This window comes from Mesorhizobium sp. M0276 (assembly GCF_040321755.1).
In the GTDB taxonomy this organism is placed as follows: Bacteria; Pseudomonadota; Alphaproteobacteria; order Rhizobiales; family Rhizobiaceae; genus Mesorhizobium.
The window spans coordinates 1-16,789 of sequence record NZ_JAMYSC010000036.1 but is presented as its reverse complement, the minus strand read 5'-3'; the positions used below and the strand labels follow the sequence as shown (position 1 = coordinate 16,789).

Sequence of the window (16,789 nt, the reverse complement as noted above, 5' to 3'; positions counted from 1 at the left end):
GTGATTAATTTAAGTTGGATTTCCTGATTGCAGCGATAATATTACGCTATGACAAACCTGACGCTGAAGCAGCTGCGTTATTTCGAAGCGCTGGCCAGACACAACCATTTCGGACGCGCGGCGGATGCCTGCGCCATCTCCCAGCCCGCCATCTCGGTGCAGATCAAGGAATTGGAGGAAACGCTGGGCACGGAGCTTTTTGAACGAGGTCCGCGACAGGTCCGGCTGACCAATTTCGGCGAGGAGTTTGCCTTGCGCGTCCGCGACATCCTGCGCTCGGTAGATGAACTGACGGATCTGGCCCGCGCCTCGCGCGACCGGCTCGTGGGCCGGCTGCGCATCGGCGTGATCCCGACGATCGCGCCCTACCTTCTGCCTGCCATCATCGGCAACCTTTCCCGCATGCATGACGGCCTCGAAATCCACGTGCGCGAGACGCAGACGCAGAAGCTGATCCAGGAACTGGCCGACGGCCGGCTCGACGCGGCCATCGTCGCGCTGCCGGTTTCGGAAGCGTCGCTGACCGAAATCGTGCTGTTTGCCGAGAACTTCGTGCTGGTCCGGCCCGGCGAGGACGAGGGAAAGCCGGTGCCCAATCGCGAAATGCTGCGCGAGATGCGGCTGCTTTTGCTGGAGGAGGGCCATTGTTTCCGCGATCAGGCGCTGTCGTTCTGCAATATGCATTCGGCACGGCCAAGGGAGTTGCTGGACGGCAGCTCGCTGTCGACCTTGGTGCAAATGGTCGGCGCCGGCGTCGGCGTCACCTTGATCCCGGAAATGGCCGTGCCGGTGGAGACACGCTCGGCATCGGTTTCCATCGCCCACTTCGCCAGTCCTCAGCCGTCGCGGACCATCGGCATGATCTGGCGCAAGACAAGCCCGATCGCCAAACAGCTGCTGCTGATCTCCGAAGTGGTTCGCCAGTCGTCCGATGCGCTGCGCGCGCAGTACGATCCGGCATCGGTTGAGCAGGCTGAAACTACCTCAACGCGCTAAACAAGATGTGTTTCGCCGATTGATGCGGGACCATTTATGATCGATTCTCGGCGGCGCAAGGAATCGCAAAGCGCTTCGATAGGAGAATTGATCCGGTGCGGTTAAGATCTGTCTATCTGGGTGTCGTCGCCAGCCTTCTTGTCATTGTCATCGCAGCGGCGGTGTCGGCCCGATCCTTTGCCGCACCATCTGACGTTCCGGCCTGGCTACAGGCCCATGTCGGCGACAGCGACGGGCAGATCTCACAAGTGGTACTGGAACGGGCGCGCGGGCTCTACCTCAAGAAGGTGGCGCAAGGTGCGGTCAAAAACCCCTGCTACTTCGCCATGGACGCGACACGCCCCAGCGATCTGGGCGATGGCAAGCCTGGACACCGCTATTACGTCATTTGCGAAGCCGGCCAGTCGTTCCGCGCGATTTCGTCGGGCCATGGCAGCGGCCGGAATTTGAAAGGCGTCGTCGACTTCGCCAACGGCAGACGCTGCGCGAAGAACTTCGGCAATGCGATGGATTCATCATTGACCGCCGGCGGCGCCTACATGACCAGCGAGGCGAAAACCTCCTTCAAGGGCTACTACCGCATCGGCGCGAAACAGGACGCGGTTTTCCAGCGCACCTTCATACAGTTCGACGGCGAGGGCGAAGCCGCGAACGCCAGGCAACGGGTGATCGGCGGCCACGCTGCCCAGGTACTGCACGGCATGTGCCTGCGCAAAAATCCCAAAAGCTCGCACGCCGACCATGATGGCTACGTGCCGTTCGGCAAGCTGGTGGACTACGCAAGCGGCCGCAGCAATGGCTGTACCAGCTGGTCGCCGGCGGATGCCCAGCAGATCATCCCAATGGTCAAGGACAACCCGACGACGCTCTACATCTACCCTGAATCACACGACATCGCCGCAGTAGCGTCCAGCCGTTCGCAGTCGGGCGCTTACTGGAACGCGTCCTGCCTGAAGGAAATAGGCACTCCGAAATTCTGGCCGAGAAAGACCCTCGAGCCGATCATCGCTCAGTACAGCAAGGATCACCCGGCACCGCCGCCACAACCGGTGCCGATTTGCAAAGGGCCATGAAGTTCGCTCCCTGCAGACTTCACTCGACGATGCCGAGGCTCAGCATAGCAAACCGAGCACGGCCTGCATGAACTCGGCTGGATACTCCAGCCAGCAAGCGACCTCCACGACACCGGCGTGATTGCCGCGGCTGCCTCGGTCGTGAATGGATCATGCCGCAATGTCGGCAGCCGGTGCTTGTCCTGCGCCTACATAACGCTCTTCAGGGTTCGGCGATTTTGCCGCGCATGGCGCATTCTCCTTCGACCGCCGCCGGCGGCAGTTCGCGCATGAAAATGGGTACCAAAAGGTGCCGGCAGGCTATTTGCGCGTGCAGACCGAAACCGTGGAACGTTTTCCAATGGCGCTCATTCAAGCATCAGCTGGCGCGGGGCCGCAGAACGTGAGGAGGTTACGATGAGAATTGCCGATTATATGACGAAAGACGTCCAGATCGCCAATCCGGAACAAACCATACGCGAGGCCGCTCGAACCATGGGCCGTCTCGACGCCGGCGTCATGCCGGTGGGTGAGAACGACCGGCTTGTCGGCATGATAACGGACCGGGATATCGCGATCCGCGGCATCGCCCAAGGCAAAGGACCCGATGCCAAAATTCGCGAGGTGATGACCCCTGACGTCGAATATTGTTTCGGTGACGAAGACGCAGACGACGTCCTTCACAGAATGGGTGAGCTTCAAGTAAGGCGCCTGCCGGTGTTGAACCGCGACAAGCGGCTGATCGGCATTGTTTCGCTGGGCGACCTCGCCATGAATGGCGAATCGGCAGAAGCGGGTGAGGCATTGAGCGGCATCTCGCGGCATGGCGGACAGCATTCGCAGATGCATTGAGGCCAGCCTGACAAGGGCGGCGTTGGCTGCGGGCACCAGATTGCGATAGCCGGCCCAAACAGAGGCGGATGTCGCTTCGTATGCCGCAACCGCATGGTCAGTCCGTTCGGGTTGGTGCCAATGTTGCATGACGTCGACTATGTACTGCGAAAACTTGATTGGATGCGCGCCGACGGCATCTGGCCTAACGGCTTGCGGTATCTCTGGACTGATGCGTTCGGGGTCGTGCTCTACGTCTCACTCTACACGGAAACAGGCGAGACGCGCTGGTTGGATGAGGCTGAGCGGCTGGTGGCCGATGTAGAGCGCGTGCTCGGTCGTCGGCGCGGATTGAGGATCGGGGAAGCGGCTGATCGTGACGGTCAATACTTCCACTACCTGGCGATGTGGCTGTTTGCCTTGGCGCGTCTCGGCGATCTGAAACCGCGATACCGCGCGCGCGGTGTCGCACTGGCGCGTGACATTCACCCGGCTTTTGTGATCCCCGGCCGCGGTGTGATCTGGAAGATGCAGGAGGACTTGAGCAGTCCTTATCCCGGCTATGGCCTCGGCAGCATGGACGCTTATGATGGCTATGTCTCCTACCGGATTCTTGATGAAGACGAGCTGGCGCCCGAAATCGCGCAGATGCGTGACCTGATCGAGCACGATTGGCAAACGCTCGATATCGAACAGGATCTCGGTCTCGGCATGATGCTGTGGCTCGCCCACTTCTTCCCTGCGGAGCCATGGGCCGAGGTCCAGACGAGGCGATCGCTTAGAACCCTGGAAACGATGTGGGTCGACCCGCCAGGTTATTTCAGCCGCGCGCCGTGGCTGCGCGATACCAAGTTCGCTTTCACCAATTTCGGCGTGTCACTGGGGCTTCAGGCCAGCGACGTCTGGCCCGAGCGTGTCGGCACGTTGAACGCCTTCTTCGAGGACTGGCGCTCTGGTGACGAATATGATCGAGAGGCAATCACATGGGTGATGGCCTGCACCTCGCACCTTCCCGCTGCGTTTGTATCTCGCGGGCCAATCAAGAGTTGCTGAATGCTCCCAGCCGAGGAAAAAAATGCCCGCCACCACGCTCAGCCGGTGGTGCTCCAGATTTGTTGATTGGAACCAATGGCCTGCAACACAGTTACAGTGCCAGCAAGTCCGGTTGTAGCCTTGCCTCCATGTGGACCGGCGGTTTCAAGGCCAGCCGACTGAGCTTCGGAAGCGTGGAAAGCACGCTTGATGGAGAAAAATCATGAACCAGTGGTCAAACGCCAAGCTTTGTGACGTGGCAAATCTAATCCTCGGAGCAGTTCTCTTTTTCTCTCCCTGGATATTCGCCTTCGCGGCGGGGACGCAGTCCCAGAACGCCATGGGCAGCGGCATCGTGATTTTCTTGCTTTCGGTTGCCGCCCTCTCCGCCTTTGCTATCTGGGAAGAGTGGTTGAACCTCGTTGTGGGTCTTTGGGTAATCGTGTCTCCCTGGGTGCTTGGATTCCAGGCAAGCACGGCCATGAGCGTGCATGTGGTAATCGGCGTTCTGGTCGCGGTCCTTGCTGCGATCGAGCTGTGGATGATGTACCAGAACCCTCCAACGCAATCTACGGCCTAGCAGGACTGGCGTCGCTGCGGCAGCGAGTGTGATGAAGCCGATTTGGCGGTCGGACCAAGATGCCTCTGACCGCCAGGCCGACGGCCTGCCCGTTCGAATGGCAGCCGCCAAATCCGGCGCTCTGTTCATCGCCGATGAACGCCCTCGGACGCCATAGCAACCGGAGCCGCACAGCGGCTAACGGTGACACTGTCGCCAACTGCCAGCGAAGAGGAGATATGTCGACATGAAAGCAGTCCGCATCCATGCTTTTGGCGGACCTGAGGTTCTTTCGATCGATCAAGTCCCCTTTCCTCAGCCCGTTGACGACGAGGTTGTGCTCAGGGTTCGCGCGGCGAGCGTCAATCCGGTCGATTACAAGACCCGCGAGGGTTCGGCGGGTCAGGCATTGCCCGTCACATTGGGGCGTGACGTGTCCGGCGTGGTGGAAACGTGCGGTACGCGGGCTCATACGTTGAAGAAGGGCGACCCGCTATTTGCCATGCTTGGTCATGATCGGGGCGGCGATGCCGAATATGTCGTGGTCAAGGCGACGGAGGCGGCTGCGAAGCCGGAACGTCTAAGCCACGTCGAAGCCGCTGCGGTGCCGCTTGCGGGCATCACTGCTTGGCAGGGCCTGTTTGAGCATGGCGGCCTCAAATCCGGGCAAAGGGTTCTCATCCATGGCGGAGCCGGCGGCGTTGGCCATCTGGCGATCCAACTGGCCAAGGCCGCCGGCGCGTTCGTCGCCACAACCGTCTCCGCCCAAGACTTCGTTTTTGTCCATGAGCTAGGTGCAGATCAGGCGGTCGACTACAAGGATCAGCGTTTCGAAGAAATTGTCGATGCGGTCGACCTGGTGTTCGACCTCGTCGCGGGCGACACCCAGGACCGCTCCTGGGACGTTCTCAAGCCAGGTGGGACGCTCGTTTCCACTCTTTCTCAACCCTCGCAGGAAAAGGCACATTTGCGTCGGGCACGTGGCGTCTCCTATATGGCCGAGCCGAATGCGGCGCACCTCGCGCAGATCGGCCGTCTCATCGACGCCGGCAAGGTCACCCCGTTCGTGCAAGCCGTCTATCCGCTTGGAGAGGTCGCCAAGGCGGAGGAACGGCTGAAAAACGAACATGTGCGCGGCAAGATCGTGCTTGAGGTGTCCGCCTAAGCTTCCTGCCAAGTGGCCCGGTTCGGCCGAGCGCTCACTTGCTGAATTGGGTTCCCGTTACCGCCCGCTCTTCGGAGCCTTGGCATCCTTTGAACGACGCTCGGCGACCGCCGGACTGGCGCTGGACGCCCTTTGTGTCGCGGCACTCGGCGCGGCTCGCCTCGGCGGGTTTTGTCCCTCCGACTGGCGGGTTCGGTCTTCCACTTCGCCCATCCGGCGGGTGAGCCCCATGCCGCCGGCAGGCTTCTTGTTGCCGGCCGCGTCCTGGGAGAATTCATCGGAAGCGTCGGCACCGGTCTTTGCCGGATACTTCGTCGCGCCGGTTTCATAGCGGGTTTCGTTCTCAGTCATGACATCTCTCCAGTTGCATGACGGATAAACATCTCGCCGGTATCCGAGTTCCAAATTTCAGGACTTGGACTCGCCAGGTGGGGGCCCCGCATCTGGCGTGGCAGGTCTGAAGCAGCGTTTTTATGGCTTCCACATGCGGCGTGGACTATTGGATTCTAACGCTGCCTGTGGAGACGTCGGTCATGCTTTTCCGGCGACGAGACGAGCACTACTGCAACAGTGCCTTGACGATGCCGCTCGCCTTGCCGAAATCCATCTGGCCGGCATATTTCTGCTTCAGCGCAGCGATCACCTTGCCCATGTCCTTCTGGCTGGCCGCACCCGTCGCCGCGATCGCCTCGCGCGCCGCAGCCTGGATGGCGGCATCGTCAAGCTGCGTCGGCAGGAACGCGCGGATGATCTCCATCTCGCCGCGCTCCTGCGCGGCCAGTTCCGGCCGCTTGCCGTCATCGAATGCCTTGGCCGATTCCTCGCGCTGCTTCACCATCTTGGCCAGGATCTGTAGGATCTCCTCGTCGCTGGCCGGCTCCTTGCCCGAGCCGCGATTGGCGATATCGCGGTCGTGAATGGCGGCTTGAATCAGCCGCAATGTCGGCAGCCGTTGCTTGTCCTGCGCCTTCATCGCGCTCTTCAGGGATTCGGCGATTTTGCCGCGCATGGTGCATTCTCCTTCGATCGGCGCGGACAATAGCGCCGGGTGCGAGCCAACGCAAACCCTGAAATGCCAAGGCAAGCCTCTGATATTGCTAGATGAAATAAATCGGAGCTGCATTTCGCATGATCATTGACCGCCCTGCCCCCTTCCCCTATGTACTGGGCCTTGCATGAACTGAAGCTTGACTGCGTGGAAGCTGCGAAATCGCCGCTTGGCGCCGTTTGCTGCGCGGATGGCCCACCGGGCCCATGGAAGCGCGCAGCCCCGATAGGAGTGCCGCCATGGCCGATATGACCGCCGCCTTGACGCCCGCCTGGGCAACAGAAAAGCCGACCGCCCTTCTGGTGCTGGCCGACGGCACCGTCATCGAGGGTCGCGGGTTGGGCGCCACCGGTTCCGCCGTCGCCGAAGTCTGCTTCAACACAGCACTCACCGGCTACCAGGAAATCCTCACAGACCCGTCCTATGCCGGCCAGATCGTCACCTTCACATTCCCGCATGTCGGCAACATCGGCACAAATGACGAGGACATCGAGGACCTCAACCCGGTCGCCCGCGCCGGCGCCGTCGGCGCCGTGTTCAAGGCCGATGTCACCAACCCGTCCAACTACCGCGCCGGCACCGGTCTCGACCAGTGGCTGAAGAAGCGCGGCATCGTCGCCCTGTCGGGCATCGACACCCGCGCGCTGACCGCGCTGATCCGCGAAAAGGGCATGCCCAACGCCGTCATCGCGCATGCGCCCGATGGCGTGTTCGACCTCGACGACCTGAAGCGCCGCGCCGCGGCATGGTCCGGCCTGATCGGGCTCGATCTCGCCAAGGAGGTCACGTCAGGCCAGTCGTCGGCCTGGCGCGAGACGCCATGGGTGTGGAACGAAGGCTTTGGCGAACTGACCGAGCCTTCGATGCACGTCGTTGCCATCGACTACGGCGTCAAGCGCAACATCTTGCGCCTGCTCGCCGGCCTCGGCGCCAGGGTCACAGTGGTGCCAGCCAAGACCGGCGCCGAAGAAATCCTCGCCATGCAGCCGGACGGCATTTTTCTCTCCAACGGTCCCGGCGACCCGGAGGCCACCGGCGACTATGCCGTCCCGGTCATCCAGGACCTGTTGAAGACCGACATTCCGGTGTTCGGCATCTGCCTTGGCCACCAGATGCTGGCGCTGGCGCTGGGCGGCAAGACCGCCAAGATGCACCAGGGCCATCACGGCGCCAACCATCCGGTCAAGGACCACACCACCGGCAAGGTCGAGATCGTCTCGATGAACCACGGCTTTGCCGTCGATGCCGACTCGCTGCCATCAGGCGTCGAGGAAACCCACGTCTCGCTGTTCGACGGCTCGAACTGCGGCATCACGCTGACCGGCCGGCCGGTGTTCTCGGTCCAGCATCACCCCGAAGCCTCGCCCGGCCCGCAGGATTCGCACTATCTGTTCCGCCGCTTCGTCAACCTGATTCGCGAAAAGCGCGGCGAGGAATTGCTGGCCGAGCGGGCCTGACTCGACCCGACAGCGCTGCCCCCAACGCCCTGCCGGGCACTTCTTTCTGAGACGGGGCCTCATATCTGTGCTCCATCTTCGGCGACGCCGGTAGTGACACTTGTGCGCGCCACCGGCCTCGCAACTTTCGTGACGAAGACGATGAGCGCCAGCGCCAGGAAGCACGCGCCGACCAGATAGGGCGCGCCGCCGAAGGTCACGGGAGCGCTCGGCCCGGTGAACCAGGAAAAGATCGCCGTATAGAGCAGTGGCGTGACGATCGAGGTGATCGAGAAGATCGAGGTCATCGCACCCTGCAGTTCGCCCTGCGCCGAAGGCGGCACCTTGGCGGCGGCGAGGCTCCTCAGCGGTGGATCGGCCAGCGCTTCCAGACAGCCGAAGACGATCACCGCATAGATCATCCAGCCTTGCGACGCGAACGCGTAGCCGAAGGCGCTGAGTGCCGTAAAGGCAAGACCGATGACCGCCGTCCTCCACTCGCCAAGCCGGGGGATCACCCGCGGCAGCACCGTCGCCATGACGATCGCGCCGCACAGGCCGAAGGCGCCGAGCGAGAAGCCGATCTGCTGCTCGCTCCAGCCATAACGGTAATTGGAAACGAACGACCAGACCGCCGGATACATCATGTGCCCGAGCGTCATCAGGAAGAAAACAAGTCCGATCCAGCCAATGCCCTTGTATTGGCGCATCTGGACGAGCGTGCCGACCGGATTGGCGCGCTTCCACTCGAAGCGGCGGCGATGCTTGTCGTCGAGTGTTTCCGGCAACAGGAACAGCGCGATCAGGAAATTCACCAAGGCGAGCCCGGCAGCGAAATAGAACGGCACGCGCGGCCCGAACGTGCCGAGCAACCCGCCCAGGACCGGCCCGATGACGAAGCCAACGCCAAAGGCGATGCCGAGCAGGCCGAAATTCTTCGCCCGGTTCTCGTCGTTCGAAATGTCGGCGATGAAGGCGGATGTCGTCGAATAGCTGGCGCCCGAAATGCCGGCCAGCACACGGCCGATGAACAGCATCGGGTAGGACCAGGCCACCGCGCAGATCAAATTGTCGACGGAAAAGGTCAGCACCGAGGCAAGCAGGATCGGCCGCCGCCCGAACCGGTCACTTAACCCGCCCATGATTGGCGCGAAGAAGAACTGCATGGCCGCATAGACGAAGAATAGCCAGCCGCCTTCGATCGCCGCTCCGCTGATACTGACCCCGGTCAATTCCCTGAGATAGGCCGGCAGCACCGGCATGATCATGCCGAAACCGATGATGTCGAGCAGCAGTGTGGTGAAGACGAGCGCAAGGCCCCGTCTGGCGGTTTTGGGGTCGATCATGGCGGGTCCGGCTCCTGTGGTCGCCCTGGGGCGCAGGCGGACGCACCTTATAGGCGAGTCCGCCGTAAGGAACAATGCGGGAACGGATCGGATTCTTTCATCCTGACAGCCCCTGACGGCGCCTTGGCGTCAGGTCAGCGCCCGGAAGCGGCTGTTCAAATTGGCCCGCTCAGCGTGTTGCAGTCCGAAAGCTTGCCGCTCTTGTAGCCGCGCGCCAGCCAGGTCTGCCGCTGCTGCGAGGTGCCGTGGTTGAAGCTTTCCGGCACGACATAGCCTTGCATCTTCTTCTGCAGCGTGTCGTCGCCGATCTGCTTGGCGGCGTTCAGCGCGCTTTCGATGTCTCCCTGCTCCAATATGCCTTTCTGGTCGGTGTAATGCGCCCACACGCCGGCAAAGCAGTCGGCCTGAAGCTCGATGCGCACCGACATCTGGTTGGCCTCGACCTCGCCCATGCTTTGCCGCATCTGGTTGAACTTGGACATGATGCCGGTTAGGTTCTGCACGTGATGGCCGATCTCATGCGCGATCACATAGGCGCGGGCGAATTCGCCCGAGGCGCCGAATTGCTGATCGAGCTCCTGGAAGAAGGTCATGTCGAGATAGACCTTGTGGTCGCCGGGGCAATAGAACGGTCCGGCCGCCGCGGAAGCAAAGCCGCAGGCCGAGCGGACCTGGCCGCTGAACAGCACCAGCTTCGGATCCTCGTAGGTCAGGCCCTGCGATTTGAAGATGCCGGTCCAGGTGTCCTCGGTCTCGGCCAGCACCGTCGCCACGAACTGCTTCATCTCGTCACTGGCGGGCGCACCCGCGCCGCTGCCCTGGCCACCGCCGCTGTTGTCGGTGATCTGGCCACCGCCGCCGTCGCCACCGCCCAGGATCGTCGATGGATCGAAGCCGAAATACCATCCGGCCAGCACCACCAGGATGACGAGGAAGATGCTGCCGCCGCCGCCGGCGCGACCGCCGATCGGAATGCGGAACTGGCCGGGGCTGCCGCTGCCGAGCCCGCCGCCACTGTCGCTGCGGTCGTCCTCGACATTGTCACTCTGACGACGGCCCTTCCAGAGCATGGCAACTCCTCGCTGCAAACTTCCCCCGTTGCCCGGTAAAGCCGGCTCAACCGAACAACAACTATCCCAACGGTTGCGGCAAGTCACAGCATTTTTCGACGACCTCAAGGCCACATAGGACCGCCTGCGGCTACAACATCAGGCCCAAAGACGCTCTCCTGTTGGGCCGCTTTCGCCGGTTTCCCTGAAGCCGTGCGCGATATAGAATTCTCCGGTTCTCTATGGAAGCGAGGGGCGCTTGCGGACGATCGGCCAATTCCTGCTGTCAATGACGGCACTGATCTGTTTTGGCATTGGGTCCGCCCGCGCCGTCACGCTCGATTCCAGCGTCGCCGTCACCGATCCCGCCACCCTGCAGGCGCTCGAACGCGGCGGCCTGTCGATCAGCCGCCTGCTCGGACCCGCACTCGGCCTCACCCGCGAGGTCGACAATCGCGGCCTGTTTTCGGTGCCGGCGCTGGCCACGGTGCGCGACACCGTCAAGCTTGAGATCGCCAACGAACCGAAGACCAGCCCCGACCCTTATGTTGCTGATATGGCGAAGTCGAAGGACACCAGCCAGAAATTCAATCCAAAATACATCGACGACGACGGCTCGACGCTCGACCTGACCGGCGTCGTCAACCGCATGGATCGCGGCTATCTCGGCCACACCGAATGCGGCGAGATCCGGCTGATCTACCGCTTCCACTATTCGGTCGCGGAAAAGCCAGCCAAGGGAAAGGCGGGCCAGCGCATTTCCTCGCGCCTGCCGCTGACCATGAGCCTGGTCTTCAACGCCAAGCCCCATCAAGCACAAGCCCGCGCCTCGAAGGACTTGCCAAGCGCCATTGATGTGTCCTGCGCCGATGTCGCCCAGCGCTGGTTGGCTGCCGGGAAACAGAACCTGCCGCCCGATCAGCTTGCCGCCTGGCTGCGCTCCGACGCGGGACCGCTGTCGGGTGCCATGCTGAATTCCTCGCAGATCATGCGGCTGGAACTCAACATGCAGGTGCTTCGGCTGTCGGCCTCGACGCGGCGCGATTTCGGCGGCCATGCCGAATATCTGCTGAAGATCTTCAAATGGGATCCGGCCAGCTCGACATTTTACGAATCGAAGATGGAGAACCAGATCGATCGGACCACGGTGCTGGCCGACAAGCCGTCCTTCGCCAAATGGCTGCTCACCGACCGCAACATCTACGACCTCGATCATGGCCGGCTGGTCATCGACGAAAAATTCCTGGCCAAGAGCGCCGTTTCCGTCGCACCCGGTGGCCTCAGCCGGTCGCAGAACAACATCGCCTACGGGCTGGTCGACGACGCCGACGTCGACAAGGCGTTGAAGGACTATGTCGCCAAGGGCAACACGCTCGCCTCCATCAGGTCTGTGGCCGGTTTCGAATTGCGCCTCAACGAGATGAGCTGCACCGGCTGCCACCAGACGCATGGCATTGCCGGGTTCCACTACACCGGCGCCGATCCGGCCAGCGAGCCGCGCCGCAACGCCGTCTTCGTGCCGGGCTCGGCCGTCTTCTTCGCCGATCTGCCGCGCCGCCGCGCTATCGTCGAGCAGTTCGCCGCCGGCGGTCACCCGGACTTTACGCGCGGCTTCGCCGCCCGTCCGGACCAGAAATATGCGGAGGCGCTGAAGGGCACCGACCTCTACAATGGGTGGGGCTCGATCTGCTATCGCGGCGAGGACCCAAGCTTCAAGGACTGGACCTGCGGCTCGGGCCTGCGCTGCGCCGGCGTCCATGAAAGCCATCCAGGCTTCGGCACCTGCGTCAGCGAGGCCGGCACCGCGGTCGGTGATCCCGTCGAGTTCGGCGAGATCAAGATGTCGACCTGGGGCAACGACCAGTATTGCCGCCTGTCGCCAGCCACCGCCAAGGCCTGCGCCATCGATCCGGCTCGTGACAAGAAGCCAGCGGTCAAGCTCGCCGGCTACGGTGCGGCGCGCCAGCGCTACGACAATCCCGAACAGAAGACCGGTGGCTTTCCCGGCGGCATGCTGCGCAAGGCGAGCTGCGACAAGCTGCCCGACGAGGCGACCTGTGGCCGGCTCGCCAAGACCGGTTTCAACGACTGCGTCGCCTCGGGCAAGGACCACAAATTCTGCACCAGCGAATTCACCAAGACCGCCGGCCTGCGCGCCTGCGACAAGGCGCATCCCTGCCGCGAGGACTATATCTGCACATCAGGCTATGACGATCTGGCACAAGCGAAAGCCGGCAAGGGCACCTGCATTCCGCCCTATTTCATCTTCCAGTTCCGCGTCGATGGCCACCCGCGCAGTTGGGTGCAGGATGTCAGGGAGTGAGTTTGCCGAAGGCGACTTGAAGGGTCCGGTTCGGTTCCGGCGGCTCGGGAAATCCGGCGGCGGGTGCGGTTCAGCGCGCCGCCGTCATCGCCTTGCGAAACGCTTCCAGCGTCTCGGCGCTGACATGGTGCTCGATGCCTTCTGCGTCGATGCGCGCGGTTTCCGCACTGACACCGAGCGAGCGCAAAAAAGCTTCCACCGTTTGGTGGCGGATGCGGCTTTCCTCCGCGACCTTGCGGCCGGCATCGGTCAGGAACACGCCGCGATAGGGCTTTCTCGACACCAGCCCGTCGGCGCACAACCTGGTCAGCATCTTGGCCACCGTCGGCTGGGCAACGCCAAGCCGTGCGGCGATATCGACCTGGCGCGCCTCGTTGCCGTCCTCGATCAGGTCTGCGATCAGCTCGACATAATCCTCGACCAGCGCACTGCGGCGCGCTTCGCGCGTCTGCCGGAAGCCTTCCGAATGAACGTCGGCGTCAGGCAGCGGCTTTTCGCGCGGGACCGATCTGTTCTTCAGCGCCAATACGCGCTCCTCCCGAGGCTTTTGCTGTCCATGCATCCATAGCACGGGCTCTGATTCTTCTGGCCGTTTATTTGCATTCCGCCACCGCTGCAACCAGCGTCTCCAATTGCCCCTTTTCGCGCGCCGAGGGCCACCATTTAAAAAGCACGAACAATGAAATATAGCATATTGCATAATGTTGAGCCATGGCATAGCTTTAGGGCAACATCGCCCAGTTTCGCGGAAAGCCCTCGTTCATGTCCGACGTCGAAGCCACAGTTCCCCGTTCCTCATGGCGCTTCGCCAGGCCCGAGGAGGACGAACAGCCCAGCCTGCGCGAGGTCAATTCTTCGATCGCCGTGCCGGGTTCGGGCGTCTGGTTCCGGCGCCTGGCCGCCTTCATGGGCCCGGGCTATATGGTCTCGGTCGGCTACATGGATCCGGGCAACTGGGCGACCGACCTCGCCGGCGGAGCGCAGTTCGGCTACACGCTGCTGTTCGTCATCATGCTGTCCAACCTTATGGCGATCCTGCTGCAGGCGCTGGCAGCACGGCTCGGCATCGCCACCGGCCGTGACCTCGCCCAGGCCTGCCGCGCCTATTATCCCCGTCCGGTCAATTTCGTGCTGTGGATCGCCTGTGAACTGGCCATCATCGCTTGTGACCTGGCCGAGGTCATCGGCACCGCGATCGCGCTGCAGCTTCTGTTCGGCATTCCGCTGATCGGCGGCGCCATGCTGACGGCGCTCGATGCCTTCCTCGTGCTTCTCTTGATGAACAAGGGCTTCCGCTATCTCGAAGCCTTCGTCATCGCGCTGCTGATCATCATCTTCGGCTGCTTTGCCATCCAGATCTTCGCCGCCGCCCCGCCGGCCGGCTCGATCCTGCATGCGATGTTCGTGCCGTCGTCGGCAATCGTCACCAATCCGGCGATGCTTTACATCGCCATCGGCATTATCGGCGCCACCGTCATGCCGCACAACCTCTATCTGCACTCCTCGATCGTGCAGACCCGCGCCTATGAACGCACCGACAAGGGCAAGCGCGACGCCATCAAATGGGCAACGACGGACTCGACTATCGCCCTGATGCTGGCCTTGTTCGTCAACGCCTCGATCCTGATCGTGTCTGCGGTCGCTTTCCATAACACTGGTCACCATGACGTCGCCGAGATCAGCCAAGCCTTCGAGTTGTTGTCGCCGCTGCTCGGCCTCGGCATAGCCTCGATCCTGTTTGCGGTGGCGCTGTTGGCTTCCGGCCTCAACTCGACGGTGACGGCGACGCTGGCTGGCCAGATCGTCATGGAAGGCTTCCTGCGCCTACGCATTCCCAACTGGGCGCGCCGTCTTTTGACGCGCGGGCTCGCCATCGTCCCGGTGGTGGTCGTCACCGCGCTCTATGGCGAAAAGGGCACCGGCCAGCTGCTGGTGTTCAGCCAGGTGATCCTGTCGATGCAGTTGCCCTTCGCGGTCATCCCGCTGGTGCAGTTCGTCTCCGACAAGAAGAAGATGGGCAACCTCGCCATCCCGCGCGGGGTCGCTGCTCTTGCCTGGGTGGTAGCCGCGATCATCCTGGTGCTCAATTTCAAGCTGCTCTACGAGACAATGTTCGGGGTCGGCTGAACTCAGCCCCGCCGGGAAATCGAACTGCCCCTCCGCGCAGAGGGGAGCTTCCACGACAATTCGACGATCCGCGCTATGTTCTCCGGCATCATGCCCCGGATCGAAGACATCAGGAAGTTCTACGCGCGGCTGATGGCCGCCAATGCCGGCTCGCCCGACCCGCGCCTGGAGGCGGTTTTCGCCGAGGTGCCGCGCGAGGCGTTCCTCGGTGCCGGGCCGTGGACGATCATCGCCGGCAACGGCCAAATCACCACTCCGAGCGCCGATCCGGCGCACATCTACCAGAATGTTCTGGTAGCGCTCGATGCCGACAAGGGCATCAACAATGGCGAGCCGTTCCTGCACGCCATGTGGATCGGGAAGCTTGCGCCGAAACCCGGCGAAGCCGTTACTCATATCGGCGCCGGCACCGGCTACTACACCGCTGTGCTGGCCAGGCTGGTTTCACCAGGCGGCACCGCCACCGCTTTCGAACTCGACGAAAAGCTGGCCGATCTCGCGCGGAAAAATCTCGAAACCTATGGCAATGCAAGGGTCGTCCATGGCGACGCGGTGACGATGCCCTTGCCGCCATCCGACATCATCTATGTCAATGCCGGCGTGGCCGCACCGCCGCCCGGATGGCTGAAGGCGCTACGGCCAGGCGGCCGCATGATCTTTCCCTGGCGCCCGGCCGAGCGTGTCCCTCTGGCGGTGATGGTGACCCGCACCGAAAAGGGCTTCGCTTGCGATCCGTTCATGCGCTCGTGGTTCATTCCCTGTGTCGGCGCCTCGGTTGCGGACCCTGCGGCGACGATCCCGACGCGCGAGCAGGCCGCACGCAGCCGCTCGATCTGGCTGGTGGAAGATAAGGCGCCCGACCGCACGGCCACCGCAGTCTTCGGCGATGTCTGGTTCTCATCGAAAAATCTCAATGGCGGCCGGCGCACCAGGCCTCGCAAATGACGGTGGTTCGCCAAAATTTCATATGTCCTGTCGGACCGGCGATCGGTCGCCCGTCCTTGAGTTGAAGTCCGGCCACGACGGCGTGGAGCGAAGAAAACGGGAGCATTGAAATGAGAAAGATCATCGCTGCGACATTCGTCAGCCTCGACGGCGTCATGCAGGCACCTGGCGGTCCGGAAGAGGATCCTGTCGGCGGCTTCAAGTTCGGCGGCTGGACGTTCCATTACTTTGACGAGGTGGCGGGCGCGGCAATGGATGAACTCTTCTCCAAACCCTTCGCCCTGCTGCTTGGCCGCAGAACATACGACATCTTCGCCGCGTACTGGCCATATCAGAAAGATTCTATCGCGGATGCCTTCAACCCCGCGACCAAATATGTGGCGACGCATCGGCCTGACACCCTCACCTGGCAGAACGCGCAATCGCTTGGGCCGGATATCGTCGCGACGTTGCGCCGCCTCAAGCAGGAGGATGGACCTGACCTGCTCATCCAGGGATCGGGCAATCTGATCCAGACCTTGCTCGCCAACGGGCTGATCGACGAGATCCGGCTGATGACATTCCCGCTGTTGCTGGGCAAGGGCAAGCGGCTGTTCGGCGACGACGCGATGCCGGCCGCCTTCAGGCTTGCCAAGTCGCAGGTCTCCAGCACCGGCGTGATCATGGCGACCTACGAGCGATCAGGCGAAATCAAGGTCGGCTCCTTTGTCACGGGAAAGCCATCCGACGCCGAACTCGAGCGGCGCAAGAACTGGAAGTAGAATTGCAGGACCTGGGTTCCTCTCCCCCATGACATGCAGGGCTGTCCGGGGAAAGTTTTGAGTGAATCGAAATGCCGCATGTGCATGCCCCGTAAAACGGGGTTTGTCCGTCTTCTCTC

16 protein-coding genes are annotated in these 16,789 nt (G+C 62.4%); 11 read left to right on the top strand and 5 right to left on the bottom strand.

The window, feature by feature from the left end; all coding sequences use genetic code 11:
• The first annotated feature begins 48 nt into the window (after positions 1-48).
• The 6 genes from NKJ01_RS24895 (at position 49) to NKJ01_RS24870 (ending at position 5,635) form a co-directional block, all read left to right on the top strand.
• Positions 49-996: a hydrogen peroxide-inducible genes activator gene (locus NKJ01_RS24895; protein WP_352607886.1), complete on the top strand. Its 948-nt coding sequence runs from the start codon at positions 49-51 to the stop codon at positions 994-996.
• A gap of 95 nt (positions 997-1,091) precedes the next feature.
• Positions 1,092-2,069 carry a hypothetical protein gene (locus tag NKJ01_RS24890; RefSeq protein WP_352731830.1) on the top strand — a complete coding sequence of 326 codons (978 nt, stop codon included), beginning with the start codon at positions 1,092-1,094 and terminating at the stop codon, positions 2,067-2,069.
• A 396-nt stretch (positions 2,070-2,465) separates the two neighbouring features.
• The gene (locus NKJ01_RS24885; protein ID WP_352731827.1) at positions 2,466-2,900 is read left to right on the top strand and encodes a CBS domain-containing protein; all 435 of its coding nucleotides are present in this window, start codon (positions 2,466-2,468) and stop codon (positions 2,898-2,900) included.
• Positions 2,901-3,062: 162 nt separating this feature from the next.
• A complete protein-coding gene (locus tag NKJ01_RS24880; RefSeq protein WP_352731824.1) occupies positions 3,063-3,932 on the top strand; it encodes a hypothetical protein in 870 nt (289 codons plus the stop codon).
• A 202-nt stretch (positions 3,933-4,134) separates the two neighbouring features.
• Entirely contained in the window at positions 4,135-4,491 is a 357-nt protein-coding gene (locus NKJ01_RS24875) for an SPW repeat protein (RefSeq protein ID WP_352607876.1), read from the top strand.
• A gap of 226 nt (positions 4,492-4,717) precedes the next feature.
• Positions 4,718-5,635: an NADP-dependent oxidoreductase gene (locus NKJ01_RS24870; RefSeq protein ID WP_352731821.1), complete on the top strand. Its 918-nt coding sequence runs from the start codon at positions 4,718-4,720 to the stop codon at positions 5,633-5,635.
• A gap of 57 nt (positions 5,636-5,692) precedes the next feature.
• Here NKJ01_RS24870 and NKJ01_RS24865 read toward each other — a convergent pair whose 3' ends face one another.
• Positions 5,693-5,986: a hypothetical protein gene (locus tag NKJ01_RS24865; protein WP_352607870.1), complete on the bottom strand. Its 294-nt coding sequence runs from the start codon at positions 5,984-5,986 to the stop codon at positions 5,693-5,695.
• 208 nt (positions 5,987-6,194) lie between these two features.
• Complete coding sequence (locus tag NKJ01_RS24860) at positions 6,195-6,644, bottom strand: GatB/YqeY domain-containing protein (protein WP_352731818.1); 450 nt, start codon at positions 6,642-6,644, stop codon at positions 6,195-6,197.
• 278 nt (positions 6,645-6,922) lie between these two features.
• Between NKJ01_RS24860 and carA the strand changes: the two genes are divergently transcribed.
• Positions 6,923-8,140, top strand: a complete 1,218-nt coding sequence (gene carA / locus NKJ01_RS24855; protein WP_352731815.1) for a glutamine-hydrolyzing carbamoyl-phosphate synthase small subunit — start codon at positions 6,923-6,925, stop codon at positions 8,138-8,140.
• Between the two features lie 59 nt (positions 8,141-8,199).
• On the opposite strand, the gene NKJ01_RS24850 is transcribed toward carA, so the two are convergent.
• Both NKJ01_RS24850 and ypfJ read right to left on the bottom strand, forming a co-directional pair.
• Positions 8,200-9,501 (bottom strand): TCR/Tet family MFS transporter, encoded by a 1,302-nt coding sequence (locus NKJ01_RS24850; RefSeq protein ID WP_502905912.1) that lies wholly within the window; start codon positions 9,499-9,501, stop codon positions 8,200-8,202.
• A gap of 119 nt (positions 9,502-9,620) precedes the next feature.
• Positions 9,621-10,535 (bottom strand): KPN_02809 family neutral zinc metallopeptidase, encoded by a 915-nt coding sequence (gene ypfJ / locus NKJ01_RS24845; protein ID WP_352607861.1) that lies wholly within the window; start codon positions 10,533-10,535, stop codon positions 9,621-9,623.
• Between the two features lie 238 nt (positions 10,536-10,773).
• Here ypfJ and NKJ01_RS24840 point away from each other — a divergent pair, with 238 nt between their 5' ends.
• Positions 10,774-12,837 (top strand): hypothetical protein, encoded by a 2,064-nt coding sequence (locus tag NKJ01_RS24840; protein WP_352731809.1) that lies wholly within the window; start codon positions 10,774-10,776, stop codon positions 12,835-12,837.
• A 70-nt stretch (positions 12,838-12,907) separates the two neighbouring features.
• Here NKJ01_RS24840 and mntR read toward each other — a convergent pair whose 3' ends face one another.
• On the bottom strand, positions 12,908-13,363 hold the full coding sequence (mntR, locus tag NKJ01_RS24835) for a manganese-binding transcriptional regulator MntR (protein WP_023761861.1): 456 nt from the start codon (positions 13,361-13,363) through the stop codon (positions 12,908-12,910).
• A 236-nt stretch (positions 13,364-13,599) separates the two neighbouring features.
• On the opposite strand from mntR, the gene NKJ01_RS24830 reads away from it, so the two are divergent.
• From NKJ01_RS24830 to NKJ01_RS24820, 3 genes are all read left to right on the top strand, one after another.
• Positions 13,600-14,964, top strand: a complete 1,365-nt coding sequence (locus tag NKJ01_RS24830) for an Nramp family divalent metal transporter (RefSeq protein ID WP_352731806.1) — start codon at positions 13,600-13,602, stop codon at positions 14,962-14,964.
• Between the two features lie 90 nt (positions 14,965-15,054).
• Entirely contained in the window at positions 15,055-15,909 is an 855-nt protein-coding gene (locus NKJ01_RS24825) for a protein-L-isoaspartate O-methyltransferase family protein (RefSeq protein WP_352731926.1), read from the top strand.
• A gap of 110 nt (positions 15,910-16,019) precedes the next feature.
• Positions 16,020-16,670 carry a dihydrofolate reductase family protein gene (locus NKJ01_RS24820; protein ID WP_352731803.1) on the top strand — a complete coding sequence of 217 codons (651 nt, stop codon included), beginning with the start codon at positions 16,020-16,022 and terminating at the stop codon, positions 16,668-16,670.
• The last annotated feature ends 119 nt before the right edge of the window (positions 16,671-16,789 follow it).

Excerpts from the sequence above, each read along its gene's own strand:
- carA (WP_352731815.1), top strand. The coding sequence starts at position 6,923 with ATGGCCGATATGACCGCCGCCTTGACGCCCGCCTGGGCAACAGAAAAG.
- ypfJ (WP_352607861.1), bottom strand. The coding sequence starts at position 10,535 with ATGCTCTGGAAGGGCCGTCGTCAGAGTGACAATGTCGAGGACGACCGC.
- NKJ01_RS24870 (WP_352731821.1), top strand. The coding sequence starts at position 4,718 with ATGAAAGCAGTCCGCATCCATGCTTTTGGCGGACCTGAGGTTCTTTCG.
- NKJ01_RS24875 (WP_352607876.1), top strand. The coding sequence starts at position 4,135 with ATGAACCAGTGGTCAAACGCCAAGCTTTGTGACGTGGCAAATCTAATC.
- NKJ01_RS24860 (WP_352731818.1), bottom strand. The coding sequence starts at position 6,644 with ATGCGCGGCAAAATCGCCGAATCCCTGAAGAGCGCGATGAAGGCGCAG.
- NKJ01_RS24885 (WP_352731827.1), top strand. The coding sequence starts at position 2,466 with ATGAGAATTGCCGATTATATGACGAAAGACGTCCAGATCGCCAATCCG.
- NKJ01_RS24830 (WP_352731806.1), top strand. The coding sequence starts at position 13,600 with ATGTCCGACGTCGAAGCCACAGTTCCCCGTTCCTCATGGCGCTTCGCC.
- NKJ01_RS24820 (WP_352731803.1), top strand. The coding sequence starts at position 16,020 with ATGAGAAAGATCATCGCTGCGACATTCGTCAGCCTCGACGGCGTCATG.
- NKJ01_RS24880 (WP_352731824.1), top strand. The coding sequence starts at position 3,063 with ATGCGCGCCGACGGCATCTGGCCTAACGGCTTGCGGTATCTCTGGACT.
- NKJ01_RS24895 (WP_352607886.1), top strand. The coding sequence starts at position 49 with ATGACAAACCTGACGCTGAAGCAGCTGCGTTATTTCGAAGCGCTGGCC.
- NKJ01_RS24865 (WP_352607870.1), bottom strand. The coding sequence starts at position 5,986 with ATGACTGAGAACGAAACCCGCTATGAAACCGGCGCGACGAAGTATCCG.
- NKJ01_RS24825 (WP_352731926.1), top strand. The coding sequence starts at position 15,055 with ATGCCCCGGATCGAAGACATCAGGAAGTTCTACGCGCGGCTGATGGCC.